Genomic DNA, 17,552 nt, shown 5'->3' on the forward strand with positions numbered 1-17,552 from the left:
GAACAGGCCCCGCGGCGGGGCATAGAAAGCCGCAGGGGTTGTCCCATGGTCTTGATTGGATTGTGCCGGTGAGTGTGATGAATAGCGCACGGGTTGTTGTGATAGGCGGCGGCGTGGTGGGAGTAAGCACGCTGTACCACTTGGCCAAACTCGGCTGGTCAGATGTGGTATTGATCGAACGCAAGGAACTGACCAGCGGTTCGACCTGGCATGCGGCAGGCCTGCTGCCTCTTTTCAACCTGTCCTATTCGGTCGGCAAGATTCACCAGTATTCGGTGGACTTCTACCCGACGCTGGAAGCGGAAACTGAGCTCAACGTCGGTTTTTCGCGCGTTTCGAACATCCGCCTTGCCAAGACGCAGGACCGGATGGACGAATACCATTACTACGCCGGCGTCGCGAAGACGATCGGGGTCGATGTCGATTTCCTTACGCCCGACGAGGTCAAGGAAATCTGGCCACTTTGCGAAACGCACGACATCATCGGCGCGATACGTCATCCGGATGACGGCTATATCCAGCCTGCCGACCTGACCCAGGCACTGGCCAAGGGTGCGCGTCAGTGCGGAGCGAAGATTCACCGCAACACCACCGTCACCGGCATCACGCAGAAGGCGAATGGCGAATGGGTGGTCTCGACCGACAAGGGTGACATCACTTGCGAGCATGTGGTTTCATGCACGGGCAATTTCGCGCGTCAGACCGGGCGCATGGTTGGGCTCGATATTCCGGTTATTCCGGTGGAGCACCAGTATTTCGTGACCGACCAGCACCCGCTGATCATGGAAAGGCGCGCCAAGGGCCTGCCCGAGATGGGTGTGCTGCGCGAGAGCGATTCCAGCTGGTACATGCGTGAGGAGGCTGGTGGCCTGCTGCTTGGCCCCTACGAGGTTGGTGCGCCTGCCTGCTATGTCGACGGGCCTGCAGCAAACAGCGAATACGAGCTGTTCCCGGACGATCTGGACCGGCTGATGCCGCATATCGAAACCGCGATCGACCGCGTACCCGCGTTTGGCGAGGTCGGGGTCAAGAAAGTCTACAACGGCGCTATCGCCTATACGCCCGACGGTTCGCCGATCGTGGGCCCGGCATGGGATCGCAAGAATTTCTGGCTTAATGAAGGCCATAGCTTCGGCATTACCGCGGCGGGTGGCGCAGGCTGGCAGCTGGCGCACTGGATTGTGGACGGCGAGCCTACCATCGACATGATGGGCGTCGATCCGCGCCGCTTCGGCGAATATGCGGACGAGGGTTACCTCATCGAGAAGAACGAGGAAGCCTATGCCAAGGTGTTCACCGTTCACTATCCGGACGAAGAACGCGAGGCTGCGCGCGGGCTGCGCCGCACGCCGTGCTACGATCGGATGAAGGATCTGGGCGCAGTCTTCGGCAATGTCTTCGGCTGGGAACGACCGAACTGGTTCGCGCCGCACGGCTATGAATTGTCCGACAGCGATCTCGACCGGCCCGACGTGCTGCTCAATCACAATCATCCGCATGTTGAAGGCGAGTCGATCCGCGAGAAATGGTCCTTCCGCCGCTCGAACTATTTCGAGCATGTCGGCAACGAGGTGAAGCACGTCACCAGCAAGGTCGGCATCCAAGACATGTCGCCTTTCGCCAAGTGCCGCATTGCAGGGCCGGGAGCGGCAGAGTGGCTGGGCGAGTTGCTGACCAATTTCGTACCCAAGACCATTGGCCGTCTCTGCCTGTCCTACCTCCTCACCAAAGAGGGCGGGGTTCGCAGCGAATTTACGATCTACAAGACCGGACCGCAGGAGTTCTACCTGGTCTCTGCCGGGGCTTACGAGCGGCACGATCACGACTATCTCAAGAAGGCCATGCCGACCGATGGTTCGGTGACCTTCGAGCGGTTGACGACTGCGATGGGCGTTCTGGTTCTGGCTGGTCCTCGCGCGAGGGATGTGCTCGCCAAGGTGACGAGAGCAGACCTCTCGAATGAAGGCTTTCCCTGGCTAACAGGGCAGAAGATCAGCATCGGTACCGCACCCGTGGATGCGCTGCGGGTCAATTTCATCGGTGAACTGGGCTGGGAGATTCACCACCCGATCGAGATGCAGAATTACATCTTCGACAAGCTGATGGAAGCCGGTGCTGAATTCGACATTAAGCCATTCGGGATCCGCGCAATGACGCTGATGGCGATGGAGAAAAGCTACAAGCTGATCCCGCGCGAGCTTTCGATCGAATACTCGGCGCATGAAAGCGGTCTTGATCGCTTTATCTCGAAGAAGAAAGAGCATTTTCATGGCCGCGAGCGGCTGCTCGAACGGCAGGCTGCGGGGCTCAGCAATACGCTGGTGACGATGGAGGTCATGGACGTGACTGACGCCGATGCCCGCGGATCGGAAGCTATCTATCTTGGCGAGGAGCTCGTCGGGCGCGTGACCTCGGGCGGATTTGGCTGGCGAGTAGGTAAAAGCCTGGCGCTGGCGATGGTCCGCCCGGAGCTGGCAGAAGTCGGCACCGAGCTCGAGATTGCGATCCTGGGCAAGCGCCACAAGGCGGTGATCATCCCTGACAGTCCCTTCGACCCCGAGAACGAGGCTTTGCGCGCCTGATCCCATGGTGAAATTCAGCGCCCTTTCTCTGTTTGCCAAGGCACTCGGCCACCACAAGTCGTGGCCCGAACAATGGCCCGACGCCGCCCCGAAGAAGGAATATGACGTGATCATCGTCGGCGCCGGCGGGCACGGGCTTGGCGCGGCCTACTATCTGGCGAAGAAGCACGGCATCACCAACGTCGCGGTGATCGAGAAGGGCTGGCTGGGCGGCGGCAATACGGGCCGCAACACGACCATCATCCGCTCGAACTATCTCTATGACGAGAGCGCGCATCTCTACGACCATGCGGTGAAGCTGTGGGACGGTTTGAGCCAGGAGCTCAACTACAACGTCATGTATTCGAAGCGCGGTGTGATGATGCTCGCGCACAATGTCCACGATGTGCAGAGCTTCAAACGCCACATCCACGCCAACCGCCTCAACGGTGTCGACAATGAATGGCTGACGCCGGAGGAGGCCAAGGAATATTGCCCGCCGCTCTCGATCGATCCGGGCGCACGCTATCCGGTACTCGGTGCTGCGCTGCAACGGCGCGGCGGCACGGCGAGGCATGACAGTGTTGCCTGGGGCTATGCCCGGGCGGCCGCCGCGCTCGGGGTCGAAATCATCCAGAACTGTGCCGTCACTGGCATTCGCCGCGGGGCTGACGGGGCAGTGGAGGGCGTCGAAACCGAGCGTGGTTTCATCGGTGCAAAGAAAATCGGCGTTTCGGCGGCGGGTAACAGCTCGTTAATCATGAAGATGGCCGGGCTCGACTTCCCGCTGGAAAGCTTTCCGCTGCAGGCGCTGGTGAGCGAACCGGTGAAGCCGGTGTTCCCCTGCGTGGTCATGTCGAACACGGTCCACGCCTATATGAGCCAGTCGGACAAGGGCGAGCTGGTGATCGGCGCGGGCACCGACCAGTATGTCAGCTATTCGCAGCGCGGCGCTTCGCACATCATCGAGCACAATATCGCCGCGATCTGCGAGATCTTCCCGATCTTTCGCCGCATGCGCATGCTCAGGAGCTGGGCCGGGACGGTGGACGTCACGCCTGACCGCTCCGCGATCCTCGGCAAGACGCCGGTGAAGGGCCTTTACGTCAATTGCGGTTGGGGCACGGGCGGCTTCAAGGCGACGCCAGGCGCGGCGGACCTGCTCGCCTGCACCATCGCCAAGGACGAACCGCACCCGATCAATGCACCTTTCACGCTCGAACGGTTCCGCAACGGGCGGCTGATCGACGAGGCTGCTGCCGCGGCGGTGGCGCACTGATATGCTGTTGATCCGCTGCCCCTACTGCGAACAGACGCTGCCCGAGGTCGAGTTTACCTATGCCGGCGAAGCGCATATTGCGCGCCCGCTCGATCCTTCCGCACTTTCGGACGAGGAATGGGAGAAATACCTCTTCATCCGCGACAATCCGCGCGGTCGCCATCATGAACGCTGGCGCCACAGCTTCGGCTGCGGACGTTTCTTCAACGCCGTGCGCAACACGGTGAGCGACCGGTTCGAGGTGACGTACAAGACAGGGGAGCCACGCAAGTGAGCGGCTGGCGCGTAGAGGGAATGGGCCGGGTAGACCGCTCGCAGCAGGTCGCGTTCCAGTGGGACGGCAAGACCCGCCACGGCTTTGCGGGCGATACCTTGGCAAGCGCCTTGCTGGCCGATGGCGAGACCTTGTTCGGCCGTAGCTTCAAATACCACCGTCCGCGCGGCGTGATGTCGGCGGGGACCGAGGAGGCCAATGCGCTGGTCTCTGTGACACGCGGACCGGGGCGCTTCACGCCCAACCTGCGAGCGACAGCGGTCGAGATATACGAGGGTCTAGACGCGCGCAGCCAGAATCGCTGGCCCTCGCTCAAGACCGATATCGGCTCGATCAATGACCGGCTAGGGCGGTTTTTCCCGGCGGGCTTCTACAACAAGACCTTCATGTGGCCACGCAGCTTCTGGGAAAAGCTTTATGAGCCCGCGATCCGCAATATGGCAGGGCTGGGCGACGCACCCGAACTGCCCGATCCCGATCACTATACCGCCGAATATCTCCACTGCGAAGTGCTGCTCATCGGCGCTGGCCCCGCTGGTTTGGAAGCAGCGCTGGCCGCGGCGAAGGCCGGGGGCAGGGTGGTGCTCGTCGACGAGCAGGACGAACTCGGCGGCGGCGCGCTGAGCGATCCGGCGCAGTGGGATGCGCTTGAGGCGGCAGTGCGCGATCTCGACAAAGCGGCCAATGTACGCGTCCTGCGGCGCACCACGGCGCTGGGCTATTATCACGACAATTTCATCACCGCAGTCGAGCGATTGACCGACCACCTCTCCGATACCGGTAGCGGCCCGCGTGAGAAGCTCTGGCGTATCCGCGCTGCCGAAGTGGTGCTGGCGCAAGGCGCGATCGAGCGACCGCTGGTTTTCGAAGGCAATGACACGCCCGGAGTGATGCTGGCCTCGGCGGCAAGAACCTATCTCCATCGCTATGGCGTCGCGGTCGGGCGGAACGTCGCGCTGATGGCCTGCCACGACAGCGGCTGGCACGATGTCTTCGCGCTCCACGATGCAGGCGTGCAGGTGGCCGCAATCGTCGAATATCGTGCCGAGGTGTCGGAAGAACTGGCTGTTGGAGCGCGCGATCGGGGTATCCCCGTCCAGCTCGATGCCAGCGTGATCGATGTGAAGGGGCGGCACTCGGCGTCGGGCATCAGCGTCGCCGGAAACGATGGCACGCGCGGGGCGAGCATCGCTTGTGACGCGCTCCTGATGGCGGGCGGCTGGACCCCGAGCATTCACTTGTGGTCGCACTCAAAGGGCTCGATTGCCTGGAACGAAGACTGGGGCGCCTATCTGCCCGACAAGCCGCACGAGAACGTCCGCTGTGTCGGCGCATGCGGCGGCGAATGGAGCTTCGGCGACGGCATCAATCTCGACCGTCTCCCGACGCCGAAGGATCCGGCCACGATCAAGGCCTTCGTCGACTTCCAGAACGATGTGACCGCCAAGGATATCGCGCTCGCGGTGCGCGAAGGCTTCAAGTCGATCGAGCATATCAAGCGCTACACCACCACCGGCATGGCGACCGATCAGGGCAAGACGAGCAATCTCAATGGCTTGCAACTTGCCTCCACGGCGCTCAGCCGACCGATCCCGCAGATCGGGCTGACGACCTTCCGTCCGCCCTATACGCCGCAGACCTTCGGCGCGATGGCGGGCCATGCGAAGGATGCGCTGTTCCAGCCCACCCGCAAGACAAATATCGACAGCTGGGCGGATGAGCAGGGCGCGGTGTTCGAGCCGGTCGCTCAATGGCGGCGCGCACGCTATTTCCCGCAAGCCGGCGAGGACATGCATGCTGCTGTCAATCGCGAATGCCTGGCGGTCAGGAACGGTGTCGGCATTTTCGATGCGTCGACGCTGGGCAAGATCGAGGTCGTCGGACCCGACGCGGCGGAATTCCTCAACCGCATGTACACGAACCCGTGGAAGATGCTGGAGCCGGGCCGCTGCCGCTATGGCCTGATGCTCAAGGAAGACGGCTTCATCACCGACGACGGCGTATCGGCACGGCTGTCGGAGGATCGCTTCCACCTCACCACCACTACCGGCGGTGCGCCGCCTGTGCTGAACATGATGGAGGATTACCTCCAGACCGAATGGCCCGACCTCGATGTCTGGCTGACCAGCACGACCGAGCAATGGGCGGTCATCGCGCTGCAAGGCCCCAAGGCGCGCGAAGTCATCGCACCCTTCGTCGAAGGCATCGACCTTTCGCCCGAAGCCTTCCCGCATATGGCCGTGCGAGAGGGTACGATTTGCGGCGTTCCAACCCGCCTCTTCCGCGTCAGCTTTACCGGCGAGCTCGGATTCGAGATCAACGTGCCAACTGCCTATGGCCGCGCCCTCTGGGAAACGCTGTTCGAAGCAGGACAGGATCACGGCATCACCCCTTATGGCACCGAAACCATGCACGTGCTGCGCGCCGAAAAGGGCTATATCATCGTCGGCCAGGATACCGACGGGACAATCACCCCGATGGATGCGGCGCTCGACTGGGCGATCGGCAAGAAGAAGGCCGATTTCGTCGGCATGCGCAGCCTTACCCGGCCGGACATCGTTGCGCCGGGGCGCAAGCAGCTCGTCGGCCTTCTGACCGACGACCCGAACGAAGTGCTGGAGGAGGGCGCGCAAGTGGTCGCCGATCCCAACCAGCCCGTGCCGATGACCATGCTTGGCCATGTCACCTCGAGCTATTGGAGCGAAACCTTGGGCCGTTCGATTGCGATTGCCATGGTTGCCGGCGGGCATGAGCGCATGGGCGACACGCTCCATATCCCGATGCCCGGCAAGACCATCGCTGCCAAGGTAACTGGCATGGTGTTCTATGACGAGAAGGGAGAGCGGCTGAATGGCTGACGCAGTCCGCCGCATCGAGCCTGTGCCGCTGGCACCCGTCGAGTTCGCTGGCGCGAAGGTCGCACTCGAACCGCCTTTGGCGCGCTATTCGCTGCGCGCTCGCGATGCCGACCTGCTCGAACGCCTGATCGGTGGAGGGCTGCCGCGCGCGATCGGATCGTCCAGCGACGGAATAATCTGCCTCGGCCCCGACGAATGGCTGATGCGCATGCCTTTGGAAACATCCGCACCAGGGAAACTTGGCGATCCGGTGAGCGTCGTCGATGTGTCGGATCGGCAGATTGCCATTGCCGTTGAGGGTCAGCGCGCCGCCGAGGTGATCCAGGGCGGAAACCCTCTCGATCTTTCGAAGTTTCCGGTCGGAAACGGCAAGCGCACGATCTTTGAGGGCGTGGAAATAATCCTCATTCGGGAAAGCGAAAACCGCTACATCATCGAAGTCTGGCGCAGTTTCGCCGAATTCGTCTGGGGTGTTCTTACCAAGTCGGCAAGCGAACTCTAAGGCTCAGCATTCCACCACGTTGACGGCGAGACCTCCCTTCGAGGTTTCCTTATACTTGCGGCGCATGTCCCGCCCGGTCTGACGCATGGTCTCGATCACCTTGTCGAGGCTGACCATGTGGCTGCCATCGCCCATCAGCGCGAGGCGGCTGGCGTCAATCGCCTTGACCGCGCCCATCGCGTTGCGCTCGATGCACGGAATCTGCACCAATCCGCCGACCGGATCGCAGGTGAGGCCAAGATTGTGCTCCATCCCGATCTCCGCCGCGTTCTCGACCTGCCAGATGTCGCCGCCCAAAGCCGCAGTCAGACCAGCCGCCGCCATCGAGCAGGCGACCCCGACCTCGCCTTGGCAACCGACCTCCGCACCCGAGATGCTGGCGTTGCGCTTGTACAGCGCCCCGATTGCGGCCGCAGTGAGCAGGAATGTCCGCTTGCCCTCGGTGGTGCCGCGATAGCAGCGCTCGTAGTATCGAAGGACCGCCGGGATTATTCCGGCCGCGCCATTTGTGGGGGCGGTTACGACCCTGCCGCCGGCGGCATTCTCCTCGTTCACGGCGATCGCCCAAAGATTGATCCAGTCGAGCGTGCCGAGCGGCTCGCTGAGCGAGGCTTCCTGCCGCGCGCGCAGCTCCGCCGCAATCTGCGGCGCGCGGCGCTTCACCTGGAGCCCGCCTGGGAGAATACCTTCTTCGCGGCAGCCCCTGTCGATGCAGGCCATCATCGCTTCGCCGATGGCGTCGATCGCTTGCTCGACCTGCTCAAGGGGTTGCCGTGCGCATTCGTTACGCAGCATTAATTGTGCGATTGAGAGGCCTTCATTCTGGCACATCTCGAGCAATTCCGCGCCTGATGCAAAATAGAATGGCACCCCTGTATCCATAGGTGAGGGCGCATTGTTCCCAGCTTCGACTTCGTCGACCACGAAGCCGCCACCGATCGAATAGTACATGCGGCGGAATAGGATTTTGCCTGCGCTATCGCGCGCTTCGCAAGCCATTGCATTCGAATGAAACGGCATGCGATCCTTGAAGTGAAAACGCAGATCGCGCTCCTCTTCGAAAGCGACTGGCTGCTCCGCGAGGAGCGCGATCTCCTGCTTCTGGCGCATGGCCTCAAGATACTCCGGCACGCGGTCCGGATCGAGGCTGGCCGGCTCGTGCCCAGCAAGACCCAGCATCGCCGCGCTGTCCGATCCATGCCCTTTTCCGGTCAGCGCCAGTGAGCCATAGAAATCGACCGAAACTTGTGCGACTTGCCCGAGCATATCCATCTCGCGAAGCATGGCGCTGAAGCGTTGCGCGGCTACCATCGGACCCGTCGTATGCGAGCTCGACGGGCCGACCCCGACCTTGAACAATTCGAACAGGCTTACGCTCATCAGGCGTCCTCTCCTTTGGTTGGCTGCAAATGCACTGATCGGGCTCAGCGGTCGAGCGGCATGTGGATGCCCCATTCGAGATAAGCCGAAATTATCGACAGTTGAAAGGTGACTGATAGTGGCTGCCGATCTCGCTCAACATGCTGAAAGATATGGTAGATTCGACCTGGCCTCCGCCGTGGAGCGGGATGTAGCAGGAAGCGCTATTGTTTGAATGGCTTCTCTATTCTGAGGGTTTCAGGCAGACCGCTCGCCAGTTCCAACGGCAGCGAGAGTTGCTATGCATGTGAGTAGTGTCGTTCTTGCTACTGATCCGCATTCGGGCGGTGCCATACTCTCCAAAGGTAATGCGCAGCGTGTTGTCTTGCATCCTGTGTGGCTACGCGAGCGAGTGAGCGAACCCCATGCAGTGGACTCGTTCAATCACCAGCGCCTTTACGAGCCCAACGACCTTCCGGACGACCTGCGTGTAGTTGATGTGGGCGGCGTGGATGGTTTCACCATCACATTCAGCGACGGGTATAATGGCCATTTCGACCCTGAGCGCTTGCTGATCGAGTGCGGTTGGGAGAGCGACTTGGAGGCTCCACCACCTCCCATTGCCTGGACGAGAAGTTCGGGAGAAATCCCGGTTGCACACTTTTCTGAACTCGATGATCCTGACGGGATGCGCCTGCTTCTCGAAGGGTTCTTTACGCGAGGTTTCTGTATCATTCGCGGTACGCCCTGCGAAGCAGGCGATCTTGATGAGCTTGCACAGCGCTTCGGCTACATTCGCGAGACAAACTGGGGCAGACTATTCGATGTCTATTCCAAACCGGTTGCCACCGATCTTGCCTACACGGGCCTGGCGTTGGCGGCGCATACTGACAATCCTTACCGGTTTCCCGTTCCGGGCATCCAGTTCCTGCACTGCCTTGAGAATAGCGTTGCAGGCGGCTTTTCAACCGTCGTTGACGGTTTAGCGCTGGTCGAGCGTATCGCCGAAATTGCGCCGCAAGAAGCACGTGCGCTGGAGGAACTGCCGGTGCGCTTCCGCTATGACACTTCAAGCTGCATCGTTGAAGATACGAGCCCGCTGATCGAGCGTGACAATCTCGGTCGCCTTATCGGAGTTCGGCTGAGTTCGCGGCTCGACTACGTGTTACCGGCAGACCCCAAAGAGCTGGACCTCTTTTACGCCGGGCGCAGGCGGCTGCAGCGGATGGCGAATGATCCCGAATTCCAGCTGAGTTTTCCGTTCGAATCTGGCTTGCTGCTCATGATGGACAATCGGCGCACACTGCATGGCCGCACCGCCTTCGACGGAACCAGCGGCAAGAGGCACTTGCAAGGCTGCTATATTGACCATGACGGGCCGCGTAGCTTGTGGCGTACACTTATGCGCGATGGGGTGGCCAGCTTGGGCCGGGAGGCGGCATGAGCAAGCATCGGACCGTCTCCTTCACTCGCATGGATCAAGGCACTGCCGAGGACTACGCGCTACTCGATGCGCATGAAACCGCGTTCAAGTCTGACCTACCGCGCCGCATTCTCGCTCGACTGGCGGCCATGGGCGAAGGTCTATCGGGTTACAAAGTTTCGCGGCTTGAACATTCTCTCCAGACTGCCACTCGCGCTCGCCGTGCCGGAGCGGATGCCGATTGGGTGGTATCCGCTCTAATCCACGATCTTGGTGACGAACTCGCGCCGCAGAACCATGACACGCTAGCTGCTGCAATGATCGCACCTTATGTGCGTGAGGAATGCACCTGGGCCGTCCAGCACCACGGAATTTTCCAGTTCAAGTACTATGGTGACAAGGTTGGCCTCGATCCCGAAGCACGTGAGAAATATCGCGGCTGCCCGCATTTCGAAGCCACTGCTCACTTCTGCGAGGTCTGGGACCAGACGAGCTTTGACCCAGCCTTTGAAAGCGACGATCTGGAAAGTTTTGCGCCAGAAGTTGAAGAGGTGTTCTTGCGCGAGGCTTGGCTCGAAGACAATCTGCGGCCTGGATATGTGACGCGGTTCGACGCGTAAATTGCTCGCGGCCAGTGGGTCGTTTCGTTGCGGAAGGATCGACATGACCCGGATTTTCCTAGCGCTGGGTTCGCTATTTGTCTCCTCAGCGATCTTGCTTGCCGGGGGCGCGCTACTTGGAACTCTGACCTCGATCCGGGCCAATATCGAAGGCTTTCCACTGCAGTCGATCGGCATAGTCATGGCGGGATATTACGCGGGCTTCATCCTCGGCTGCGCAATGACTCCGGAAATGGTCCGACGGGTCGGTCACATTCGTGTTTTCGCTGCGCTCGCTGCCATCGCTGCAGCTTCGAGCCTGATCTTCGCCATTGAACCTTCGACCTGGCTTTGGACCGGGCTTCGCGTCATCGTCGGCTTCAGTTTCGCCGGCCTTTATATGCTGATCGAGAGCTGGATCAACGAACGCGCGACCAATGCCAATCGGGGGCAGGTCTTGGCAATTTACCGGATCATCGATTTCGCCGCGATGACTGTGGGGCAATACCTGCTGCTGCTGGCCGATCCCGGCGGCTTTGTGCTGTTCTCGCTTGTCGCGGTACTAATCGCATTGGCGATTGTTCCAGTGGCTTTGACTCGGATCGAGCATCCCGCGCCGCCTCGCGAAGCAAAACTCAACCTTAGGCGTTTGTGGGCGGTTTCGCCTCTGGCAGTCGCCGGTTGCTTCGTGGTTGGCCTCACTAATGGCGCGTTCTGGTCGATCGGGCCGATCTATGTCCAGCAGATGGGATATGGTTCGGCGATGATCGCAAGCTTTATGAGCGCGGCGATCTTGGCCGGAGCAGCGGCGCAATATCCGCTTGGGTTGCTGTCTGACGTGATTGATCGGCGTTCGATCCTTATCCTTGCGGCTTTGGGAGCAGCGGTATCCGGGGCTGTGCTCATGATGACAGGGGCAATCTCTGAATTCGCCATGTTGGCCGGCGCGGCCGCCTATGGTGTGTTCGCCATGGCCATATTCGGATTGGCAGCGGCTCATGCCAACGATCATGCGGAAACGGCAGATTTTGTCGCAATCAGTGGCGGATTATTGCTGGTATACGGGCTGGGGTCGGTAGCCGGGCCCCTTGCCTCACCCCTGATAATGACAAGCTTCGGCCCATCAGCCCTGTTCGGCTACACTGGGATGATGCATGCCGGACTGGTTCTGTTCGGTCTCTACCGCATCGTGCGGCGGCGCAATGTTCCGGCAAGCGAACAGGACGGGTTCGTTATCGCGCGGCCGACCACGCCCGCAGTGTTCGAATTCGATCCGCGCAGCCAGGACTAGGAGGACGTTTTGCCTAGCGCGAGGCGCGCCTTGACCGGCGCTTGCCGCTCGGCACTCGGAGTATTGCCGAACGCCTCGCGATAGCATTTGGTGAAATGGGCGGGCGAAACGAAACCAGTGGCCAGCGCAACCTGTACAACTGGCAGCGCGGTATGCCCAAGCAGGTGCCGTGCACGGGCGAGCCGCAAGCCGAGATAATAACGAGAAGGCGTCTTCTGGAAGTGCATCTGGAACAGCCGCTCCATCTGTCGGGGTGAAAGCCCGGCTCCTTCAGCAATCTGGTCCAAAGTAACGGGCAGTTCGATCGCTTCTTCCATCAGCGCAATCGCCTGGAGCAACTTGGGGTGGCGCACACCCGTCCGCTCCAGAATCGAGAGGCGCTGCGGCTCATGCGCCTCGCGCGCAAAGTGATGGACCATCAACTCGGCGACGCCGGTTGCCAATTCGCGGCCATGGTCTAGCGCGATGAAGTGGATCATCATGTCGAGCGGCGCAGTCCCACCGGAACAGGTCACCCGGTCACGGTCGATTTCGTATAAGCGCGAGGTGATCTCCAGCTCGGGAAAGTTCTCGGAAAAACTGACAAGGTCTTCCCAATGGACTGTACAGCGATAGCCATCGAGCAGACCGGCACGGGCGAGGACGATGCTGCCGGTGCACACGCCGCCCAAAGCTTCGCAACGCCGCGCCTGCAATCTCAACGCATTAAGGATTTCCGGATCGGCATGTTTGTCAGCGGAAAGACCGGCGCAAACCAGTAGTATGCCCCCGGCGGCGATATCCTTGATAGCGCGGTCCGCAACCACGCTCACACCATTACTGGCTTTAACTTCGCCGCCGTCGAGTGTGGCGACGTTCCATGAATAGAGTTGGCGTCCCGCCTCGCGGTTTGCTCCGCGCAATGGCTCGATTGCCGCGGTAAAGGCAATCATCGAAAACTCGGGTACGAGCAGGAATGTGAAGTTGCGCGCAGGCGCAATGTCGTTGGCGATGTCTTGGCTTTTTACCATGCCCAGTTCGACTCCCGCTGCCTCAGTCCGGCGGACTGCGGAATTGTCGCTTTCGTAGCATCAGATGTCGCATCCGGAATAGACAGATTCGGCGGGGAGGACCATTTTCCTGGCAACCTCCGAAACAGGGGGATTCCCGGGTGGCGCAGTGCCGTCCCGGTCGCAATCGGGAGAGGCGGCCAATGAGTGACCAAGAAGATATCATTCTGCGCGATCTGAATGACGACGATCTGGTCGAGCAGATGAAAGACGACCTCTACGACGGACTGGCGGACGAGGTTCACGAAGGCACGCAAATACTTCTCGAACGCGGCTGGGATGCCAACCAGGTTCTCAGCGACGCGCTTGTCGAAGGAATGCGGATTGTCGGGATAGATTTCCGCGACGGTATCCTTTTCGTGCCCGAAGTGCTGCAATGCGCAGGCGCCATGAAGTCGGGCATGGAACTGCTGCGCCCGATCCTTGCCGCAAGCGAGAACAAGGCGAGCCTTGGCAAATATGTCATTGGGACGGTCAAGGGCGACATTCATGACATCGGCAAGAACCTTGTCGGCATGATGCTCGAAGGGGCCGGCTTCGAAGTCATCGACCTCGGTATCAACAATCCTATCGAGAATTACCTAGCCGCAATTGACGAGCATGAGCCAGCGATCCTTGGCATGTCGGCTCTGCTCACTACCACCATGCCTTACATGGGTGTGGTTATCGAGGAACTCGACAAGCGCGGTATCATGAAAGAGCTCCCGGTGATGGTCGGCGGCGCGCCGCTTAACCAGGAATTTGCTGATGCAATCGGGGCGACGCAGTATGGCCGCGATGCGGCGATGAGCGCCGAGCTTGCCCGCGCTTTGGTCGGGCAGAACCACTGATGGGAGGCGCCGCTCGCCGATCGGGCGGACGGCAGTCGCGACTTGCCCGCCGCGCCAAGCCGCAAGGCGAAGCGGGGACGGTCGGGGCGAGCCTTGCCAGAACTTCGCGCGATCCTGACGGACCTTTTTTGATCCTGGCCTGCGGTGCGCTTGCCAATGAAATCATTGCCTTGCGCGAACAACTGGGAATCAGCGAGGATCAGCTCGTTCTGCATTGCCTTCCGGCCGAATTGCACAACCGCCCGGCGCAGATCGCGCCGCGGGTGGACGAATTTCTCGCCATGCACCGCGCGAAATACTCACAGGTGCTGATCGGGTATGGTGACTGCGGGACCGGCGGCGCGCTTGATGCAGTGCTCGAGCGGCACGATGCCGAGCGTTTGCCGCATGCGCATTGTTACGAATTCTACGCCACCAGCCCAATGTTCCAGGAGATCACGGACAACGAAGTCGGCAGCTTCTTCGTGACCGATTTCCTCGTCAAGCACTTTGACCGGCTCATCTGGGAAGGGCTGGCGCTCGACCGGCATCCCGAAATGCTCGAGACCTTGTTCGGAAATTATCGCGACCTCGTATACCTTGCCCAGACCGACACCCCGCTGCTGCGGATCAAGGCCCAAGAAGCGGCCGAGCGGCTGGGGTTGAACTACGTTTTCCGCGATGTCGGCTATGGCGATCTGGCTTCAGCCATTGCTTCGATGTCTATCGCCAGCGGAACGAATGCACATGTATAGCGTCCGCCTGTGGTCGGTGCGCCATTCGCGCGGATTGGAGCGAGTCTACCACGCGATTAATCCGGCTATCGTCTATTTCCTGCGCGGCGTGACCAAGGTCTTCGGTCGCAGTCTCGACCGGCCGATCACCGCAGTCGAGCGCGTGGGCAAGGAATTTTTCTTCGATTGCAAGATGTGCGGCAATTGCGTGCTGTCGAGCACCGGCATGTCTTGCCCAATGAACTGCCCGAAGACGATCCGCAACGGCCCCTGCGGCGGGGTGCGCGAAAATGGCATGTGCGAGGTCAAGCCCGAGATGCGCTGCGTCTGGCATGCCGCGTGGGATGGCGCGAGCCGTATGCGCGAAGGCAGTGTGGCTATCCACGAAGTTCAGTTTGCGGTCGATCAGCGCAACAAGGGCAAATCTTCCTGGCTGAAGCTCGCGCGCGATGACTGAGGACTATACCTTTGACGAATATGGCGCGAACCCGGGCGATCCGCTGCCGATGCGCGAAGGATACAGCTCGCACGGCCGCTTCGAACGCGTGCTGCGTGCCGGTGAATTTGCGATCACCACCGAGATCGCTCCGCCAGATAGTGCCGATCCTGATGAAGTGCTCAATCGCGCCGCGCTGTTCGATGGCTATGTCGATGCGATCAACGCGACCGATGGATCAGGAGCGAATTGCCATATGTCCAGCCTTGGTGTTTGCGCGCTGTTGACCCGCGTGGGCTACTCACCAATCATCCAGATGTCCTGCCGCGATCGCAACCGGATAGCGATTCAGGGCGAAGCGCTGGGTGCCGCGGCGCTGGGAGTTTGCTCGGTCCTTTGCCTTTCGGGCGACGATGTCAGTGTGGGAGACCATCCCGAAGCCAAGCCCGTATTCGATCTCGACAGTGTCTCGTTGCTGCAGACGATTCGCACCCTGCGCGACGAGGAGCGCTTTCTTTCAGGCCGCAAGCTCGACGAAGGGCCGCGCCTGTTCCTTGGTGCTTCGATCAACCCTTTTGCTCCGCCCATCGCCAACCGCGTCGATCAATTCGCCAAGAAGGTCGCGGCAGGCGCGCAGTTCGTGCAGTCGCAATATTGCTTCGATATGGAAATGGCGCGCAGTTTCATGAAGCGCGCGGTCGACAGGGGGCTCGGTGACAAGTGCTTCGTCCTGATGGGCGTCGGCGTGCTGGCCAGCGCGAAGACTGCGATGTGGCTGCGCAGCGCAATCCCTGGTGTGCACATACCTGATGAGATCGTCCGCCGCCTCGAACAGGCGGAAAGGCCGCGCGAGGAAGGCCGAGCGATTGCGGTCGAACTGATGCAGCAGCTGGCCGAAATAGAAGGCATCAGCGGCATCCATTTGATGGCCTATAAGCAGGAGCAATTCGTAGGCGAGATCGTCACTCGCTCCAAAGTGCTCGGCGACCGCAAGCCATGGGCACTCGCTAGCGCCGAGGATGCGCTGCAAGTCAACATCGGACACCAATACCAGGCGGCTCAAGGATAAGGATCACGCCCGCATGTCACGTACAGTACTCAGTTCCGCCACTAAGGAAGTCGTGATTGGCTTTGACCAGCCTTTCGTGATGATTGGGGAGCGGATAAACCCAACTGGACGCAAGCTGCTCGCTGCTGAAATGAAGGAAGGCGATTATTCGCGCGTCCAGGCTGATGCTCTGGCACAGGTCGAAGCGGGCGCTCAGATGCTTGATGTCAATGCCGGCATCCCGCTGGCGGACGAGCCCAAAATTCTCGCTGAGACGATCCAACTTGTCCAGTCGATCACCGATGTGCCTCTCTGCATCGACAGTTCGATTATCGAAGCGCTCGAGGCGGGCCTGTCGGTCTATCAGGGACGTGCTTTGGTGAATTCGACCACCGCCGAAAGCGAAGTGATGGAGCGCGTACTTCCGCTGGTGAAGAAGTACGATGCTGCCGTAGTAGCCATTTCGAATGACGAGACAGGCATTTCGGAGGATCCGTACGAGCGCTTCAAGATCGCTAAATTGATCGTCGAACGGGCGCAGGATCACGGGGTCAAGCCGGAAGATGTGGTTGTGGACCCGCTGGTCATGCCAATCGGCGCGATTAACTCGGCGGGCAAGGACGTCTTTCGACTAATCCGTCGCCTGCGCGAGGAGCTGGGCGTGAACACCACTTGCGGTGCTTCGAACATTGGTTTCGGCCTGCCCAACCGCCACGCGATCAACAATTCGTTCCTCCCGATGCTGCAATGCGCAGGGATGACCAGCGCGATCCTCAACCCGCTTCATGACGGCCTGGTCCCCGCCATCAAGGCGGCGGATGTGCTGAACGGCAACGATCCCAATTGCGCCAACTGGATCAAGACCTTTCGCGAACCGCCCGCTGAAGGCGAAGGACGCGGTGGGCGTCGTGGCAGTCGCAGGCGTCGTGGCTGACTCTCGATCCGGGCATTGCTTGTGCGGTAGCGTGACCTACCGCGCTGAAGGGCTGCGCGACATTTGGTACTGCCATTGCCGCCAGTGCCGTTATGCGACCGGACATTTTATGGCAGCCTGCCGAACTGAAAAAGAAAACCTAGTTTGGGACGGGCTGATCTCATGGACTGCGCACTCGGGCAGCTCTGAAATTGCCCGCTGCCGTCAATGCGGCAGCCCGCTGTTCTGGCGTCAGCCCGAAAGCGCGACCATCAGTGTCCTCGCTGGCAGTCTCGACGAAACAGAGGGAATGGATGTCCTGGGTCACATTTTCACTGCCGAGAAAGGCAGCTACTACCCCCTTCCCGACGGCCTGCCGCAGTGGATTGAACATCGCGAGAAGATCTGTTGAGGCAA

At 60.6% G+C, this 17,552-nt stretch carries 16 protein-coding genes; 14 read left to right on the forward strand and 2 right to left on the reverse strand.

The window, feature by feature from the left end; all coding sequences use genetic code 11:
* Positions 1 to 77 precede the first annotated feature (77 nt).
* From ACEWMW_RS05970 to ACEWMW_RS05990, 5 genes are read left to right on the forward strand one after another with little or no spacing between them, the layout of a single operon-like run.
* On the forward strand, positions 78 to 2,582 hold the full coding sequence (locus ACEWMW_RS05970) for a GcvT family protein (protein ID WP_409412976.1): 2,505 nt from the start codon (positions 78 to 80) through the stop codon (positions 2,580 to 2,582).
* Between the two features lie 4 nt (positions 2,583 to 2,586).
* Positions 2,587 to 3,840 carry a sarcosine oxidase subunit beta family protein gene (locus ACEWMW_RS05975; RefSeq protein ID WP_409412977.1) on the forward strand — a complete coding sequence of 418 codons (1,254 nt, stop codon included), beginning with the start codon at positions 2,587 to 2,589 and terminating at the stop codon, positions 3,838 to 3,840.
* A 1-nt stretch (position 3,841) separates the two neighbouring features.
* Positions 3,842 to 4,114 (forward strand): sarcosine oxidase subunit delta, encoded by a 273-nt coding sequence (locus tag ACEWMW_RS05980; protein ID WP_409412978.1) that lies wholly within the window; start codon positions 3,842 to 3,844, stop codon positions 4,112 to 4,114.
* Positions 4,111 to 6,972, forward strand: a complete 2,862-nt coding sequence (locus ACEWMW_RS05985) for a glycine cleavage T C-terminal barrel domain-containing protein (RefSeq protein ID WP_409412979.1) — start codon at positions 4,111 to 4,113, stop codon at positions 6,970 to 6,972. The genes ACEWMW_RS05980 and ACEWMW_RS05985 overlap by 4 nt, the downstream gene beginning before the upstream one ends.
* Complete coding sequence (locus tag ACEWMW_RS05990) at positions 6,965 to 7,474, forward strand: sarcosine oxidase subunit gamma (RefSeq protein ID WP_409412980.1); 510 nt, start codon at positions 6,965 to 6,967, stop codon at positions 7,472 to 7,474. Before ACEWMW_RS05985 ends, ACEWMW_RS05990 begins: the two co-directional genes overlap by 8 nt.
* A gap of 3 nt (positions 7,475 to 7,477) precedes the next feature.
* On the opposite strand, the gene ACEWMW_RS05995 is transcribed toward ACEWMW_RS05990, so the two are convergent.
* Entirely contained in the window at positions 7,478 to 8,854 is a 1,377-nt protein-coding gene (locus ACEWMW_RS05995) for an L-serine ammonia-lyase (protein WP_409412981.1), read from the reverse strand.
* A 286-nt stretch (positions 8,855 to 9,140) separates the two neighbouring features.
* Between ACEWMW_RS05995 and ACEWMW_RS06000 the strand changes: the two genes are divergently transcribed.
* The 3 genes from ACEWMW_RS06000 to ACEWMW_RS06010 are packed head-to-tail and all read left to right on the forward strand — an operon-like array spanning position 9,141 to position 12,146.
* Positions 9,141 to 10,277, forward strand: a complete 1,137-nt coding sequence (locus ACEWMW_RS06000) for a TauD/TfdA family dioxygenase (protein WP_409412982.1) — start codon at positions 9,141 to 9,143, stop codon at positions 10,275 to 10,277.
* Complete coding sequence (locus ACEWMW_RS06005; protein WP_409412983.1) at positions 10,274 to 10,876, forward strand: HD domain-containing protein; 603 nt, start codon at positions 10,274 to 10,276, stop codon at positions 10,874 to 10,876. The genes ACEWMW_RS06000 and ACEWMW_RS06005 overlap by 4 nt, the downstream gene beginning before the upstream one ends.
* Positions 10,877 to 10,919: 43 nt before the next feature.
* Positions 10,920 to 12,146, forward strand: coding sequence for an MFS transporter (locus tag ACEWMW_RS06010; RefSeq protein ID WP_409412984.1), 1,227 nt, complete (start codon positions 10,920 to 10,922; stop codon positions 12,144 to 12,146).
* Here ACEWMW_RS06010 and ACEWMW_RS06015 read toward each other — a convergent pair.
* Positions 12,143 to 13,156, reverse strand: a complete 1,014-nt coding sequence (locus ACEWMW_RS06015; protein ID WP_409412985.1) for a GlxA family transcriptional regulator — start codon at positions 13,154 to 13,156, stop codon at positions 12,143 to 12,145. The two genes, ACEWMW_RS06010 and ACEWMW_RS06015, sit on opposite strands and share 4 nt — an antisense overlap.
* A 182-nt stretch (positions 13,157 to 13,338) precedes the next feature.
* Between ACEWMW_RS06015 and ACEWMW_RS06020 the strand changes: the two genes are divergently transcribed.
* From ACEWMW_RS06020 to ACEWMW_RS06045, 6 genes are read left to right on the forward strand one after another with little or no spacing between them, the layout of a single operon-like run.
* Positions 13,339 to 14,025, forward strand: a complete 687-nt coding sequence (locus ACEWMW_RS06020; protein ID WP_409412986.1) for a corrinoid protein — start codon at positions 13,339 to 13,341, stop codon at positions 14,023 to 14,025.
* The gene (locus ACEWMW_RS06025) at positions 14,025 to 14,759 is read left to right on the forward strand and encodes a DUF1638 domain-containing protein (protein WP_409412987.1); all 735 of its coding nucleotides are present in this window, start codon (positions 14,025 to 14,027) and stop codon (positions 14,757 to 14,759) included. The genes ACEWMW_RS06020 and ACEWMW_RS06025 overlap by 1 nt, the downstream gene beginning before the upstream one ends.
* Complete coding sequence (locus tag ACEWMW_RS06030) at positions 14,752 to 15,195, forward strand: methylenetetrahydrofolate reductase C-terminal domain-containing protein (protein ID WP_409412988.1); 444 nt, start codon at positions 14,752 to 14,754, stop codon at positions 15,193 to 15,195. Before ACEWMW_RS06025 ends, ACEWMW_RS06030 begins: the two co-directional genes overlap by 8 nt.
* Complete coding sequence (locus ACEWMW_RS06035; RefSeq protein WP_409412989.1) at positions 15,188 to 16,243, forward strand: methylenetetrahydrofolate reductase; 1,056 nt, start codon at positions 15,188 to 15,190, stop codon at positions 16,241 to 16,243. Before ACEWMW_RS06030 ends, ACEWMW_RS06035 begins: the two co-directional genes overlap by 8 nt.
* 13 nt (positions 16,244 to 16,256) lie before the next feature.
* Entirely contained in the window at positions 16,257 to 17,156 is a 900-nt protein-coding gene (locus ACEWMW_RS06040) for a methyltetrahydrofolate cobalamin methyltransferase (RefSeq protein WP_409412990.1), read from the forward strand.
* Positions 17,149 to 17,547, forward strand: coding sequence for a GFA family protein (locus ACEWMW_RS06045; protein WP_462937816.1), 399 nt, complete (start codon positions 17,149 to 17,151; stop codon positions 17,545 to 17,547). Before ACEWMW_RS06040 ends, ACEWMW_RS06045 begins: the two co-directional genes overlap by 8 nt.
* Positions 17,548 to 17,552 lie beyond the last annotated feature (5 nt).

It is taken from the genome of Litorerythrobacter xanthomarinus (genome assembly GCF_046254955.1).
GTDB lineage: Bacteria > Pseudomonadota > Alphaproteobacteria > Sphingomonadales > Sphingomonadaceae > Qipengyuania_C.

What these genes read in the sequence shown, in the direction of transcription:
- ACEWMW_RS06015 (WP_409412985.1), bottom strand. Translation starts at nt 13,156, where the DNA reads ATGGTAAAAAGCCAAGACATCGCCAACGACATTGCGCCTGCGCGCAAC.
- ACEWMW_RS05990 (WP_409412980.1), top strand. Translation starts at nt 6,965, where the DNA reads ATGGCTGACGCAGTCCGCCGCATCGAGCCTGTGCCGCTGGCACCCGTC.
- ACEWMW_RS05995 (WP_409412981.1), bottom strand. Translation starts at nt 8,854, where the DNA reads ATGAGCGTAAGCCTGTTCGAATTGTTCAAGGTCGGGGTCGGCCCGTCG.
- ACEWMW_RS06005 (WP_409412983.1), top strand. Translation starts at nt 10,274, where the DNA reads ATGAGCAAGCATCGGACCGTCTCCTTCACTCGCATGGATCAAGGCACT.
- ACEWMW_RS05970 (WP_409412976.1), top strand. Translation starts at nt 78, where the DNA reads ATGAATAGCGCACGGGTTGTTGTGATAGGCGGCGGCGTGGTGGGAGTA.
- ACEWMW_RS06020 (WP_409412986.1), top strand. Translation starts at nt 13,339, where the DNA reads ATGAGTGACCAAGAAGATATCATTCTGCGCGATCTGAATGACGACGAT.
- ACEWMW_RS06030 (WP_409412988.1), top strand. Translation starts at nt 14,752, where the DNA reads ATGTATAGCGTCCGCCTGTGGTCGGTGCGCCATTCGCGCGGATTGGAG.
- ACEWMW_RS06010 (WP_409412984.1), top strand. Translation starts at nt 10,920, where the DNA reads ATGACCCGGATTTTCCTAGCGCTGGGTTCGCTATTTGTCTCCTCAGCG.
- ACEWMW_RS06040 (WP_409412990.1), top strand. Translation starts at nt 16,257, where the DNA reads ATGTCACGTACAGTACTCAGTTCCGCCACTAAGGAAGTCGTGATTGGC.
- ACEWMW_RS06025 (WP_409412987.1), top strand. Translation starts at nt 14,025, where the DNA reads ATGGGAGGCGCCGCTCGCCGATCGGGCGGACGGCAGTCGCGACTTGCC.
- ACEWMW_RS06035 (WP_409412989.1), top strand. Translation starts at nt 15,188, where the DNA reads ATGACTGAGGACTATACCTTTGACGAATATGGCGCGAACCCGGGCGAT.
- ACEWMW_RS05980 (WP_409412978.1), top strand. Translation starts at nt 3,842, where the DNA reads ATGCTGTTGATCCGCTGCCCCTACTGCGAACAGACGCTGCCCGAGGTC.
- ACEWMW_RS05975 (WP_409412977.1), top strand. Translation starts at nt 2,587, where the DNA reads ATGGTGAAATTCAGCGCCCTTTCTCTGTTTGCCAAGGCACTCGGCCAC.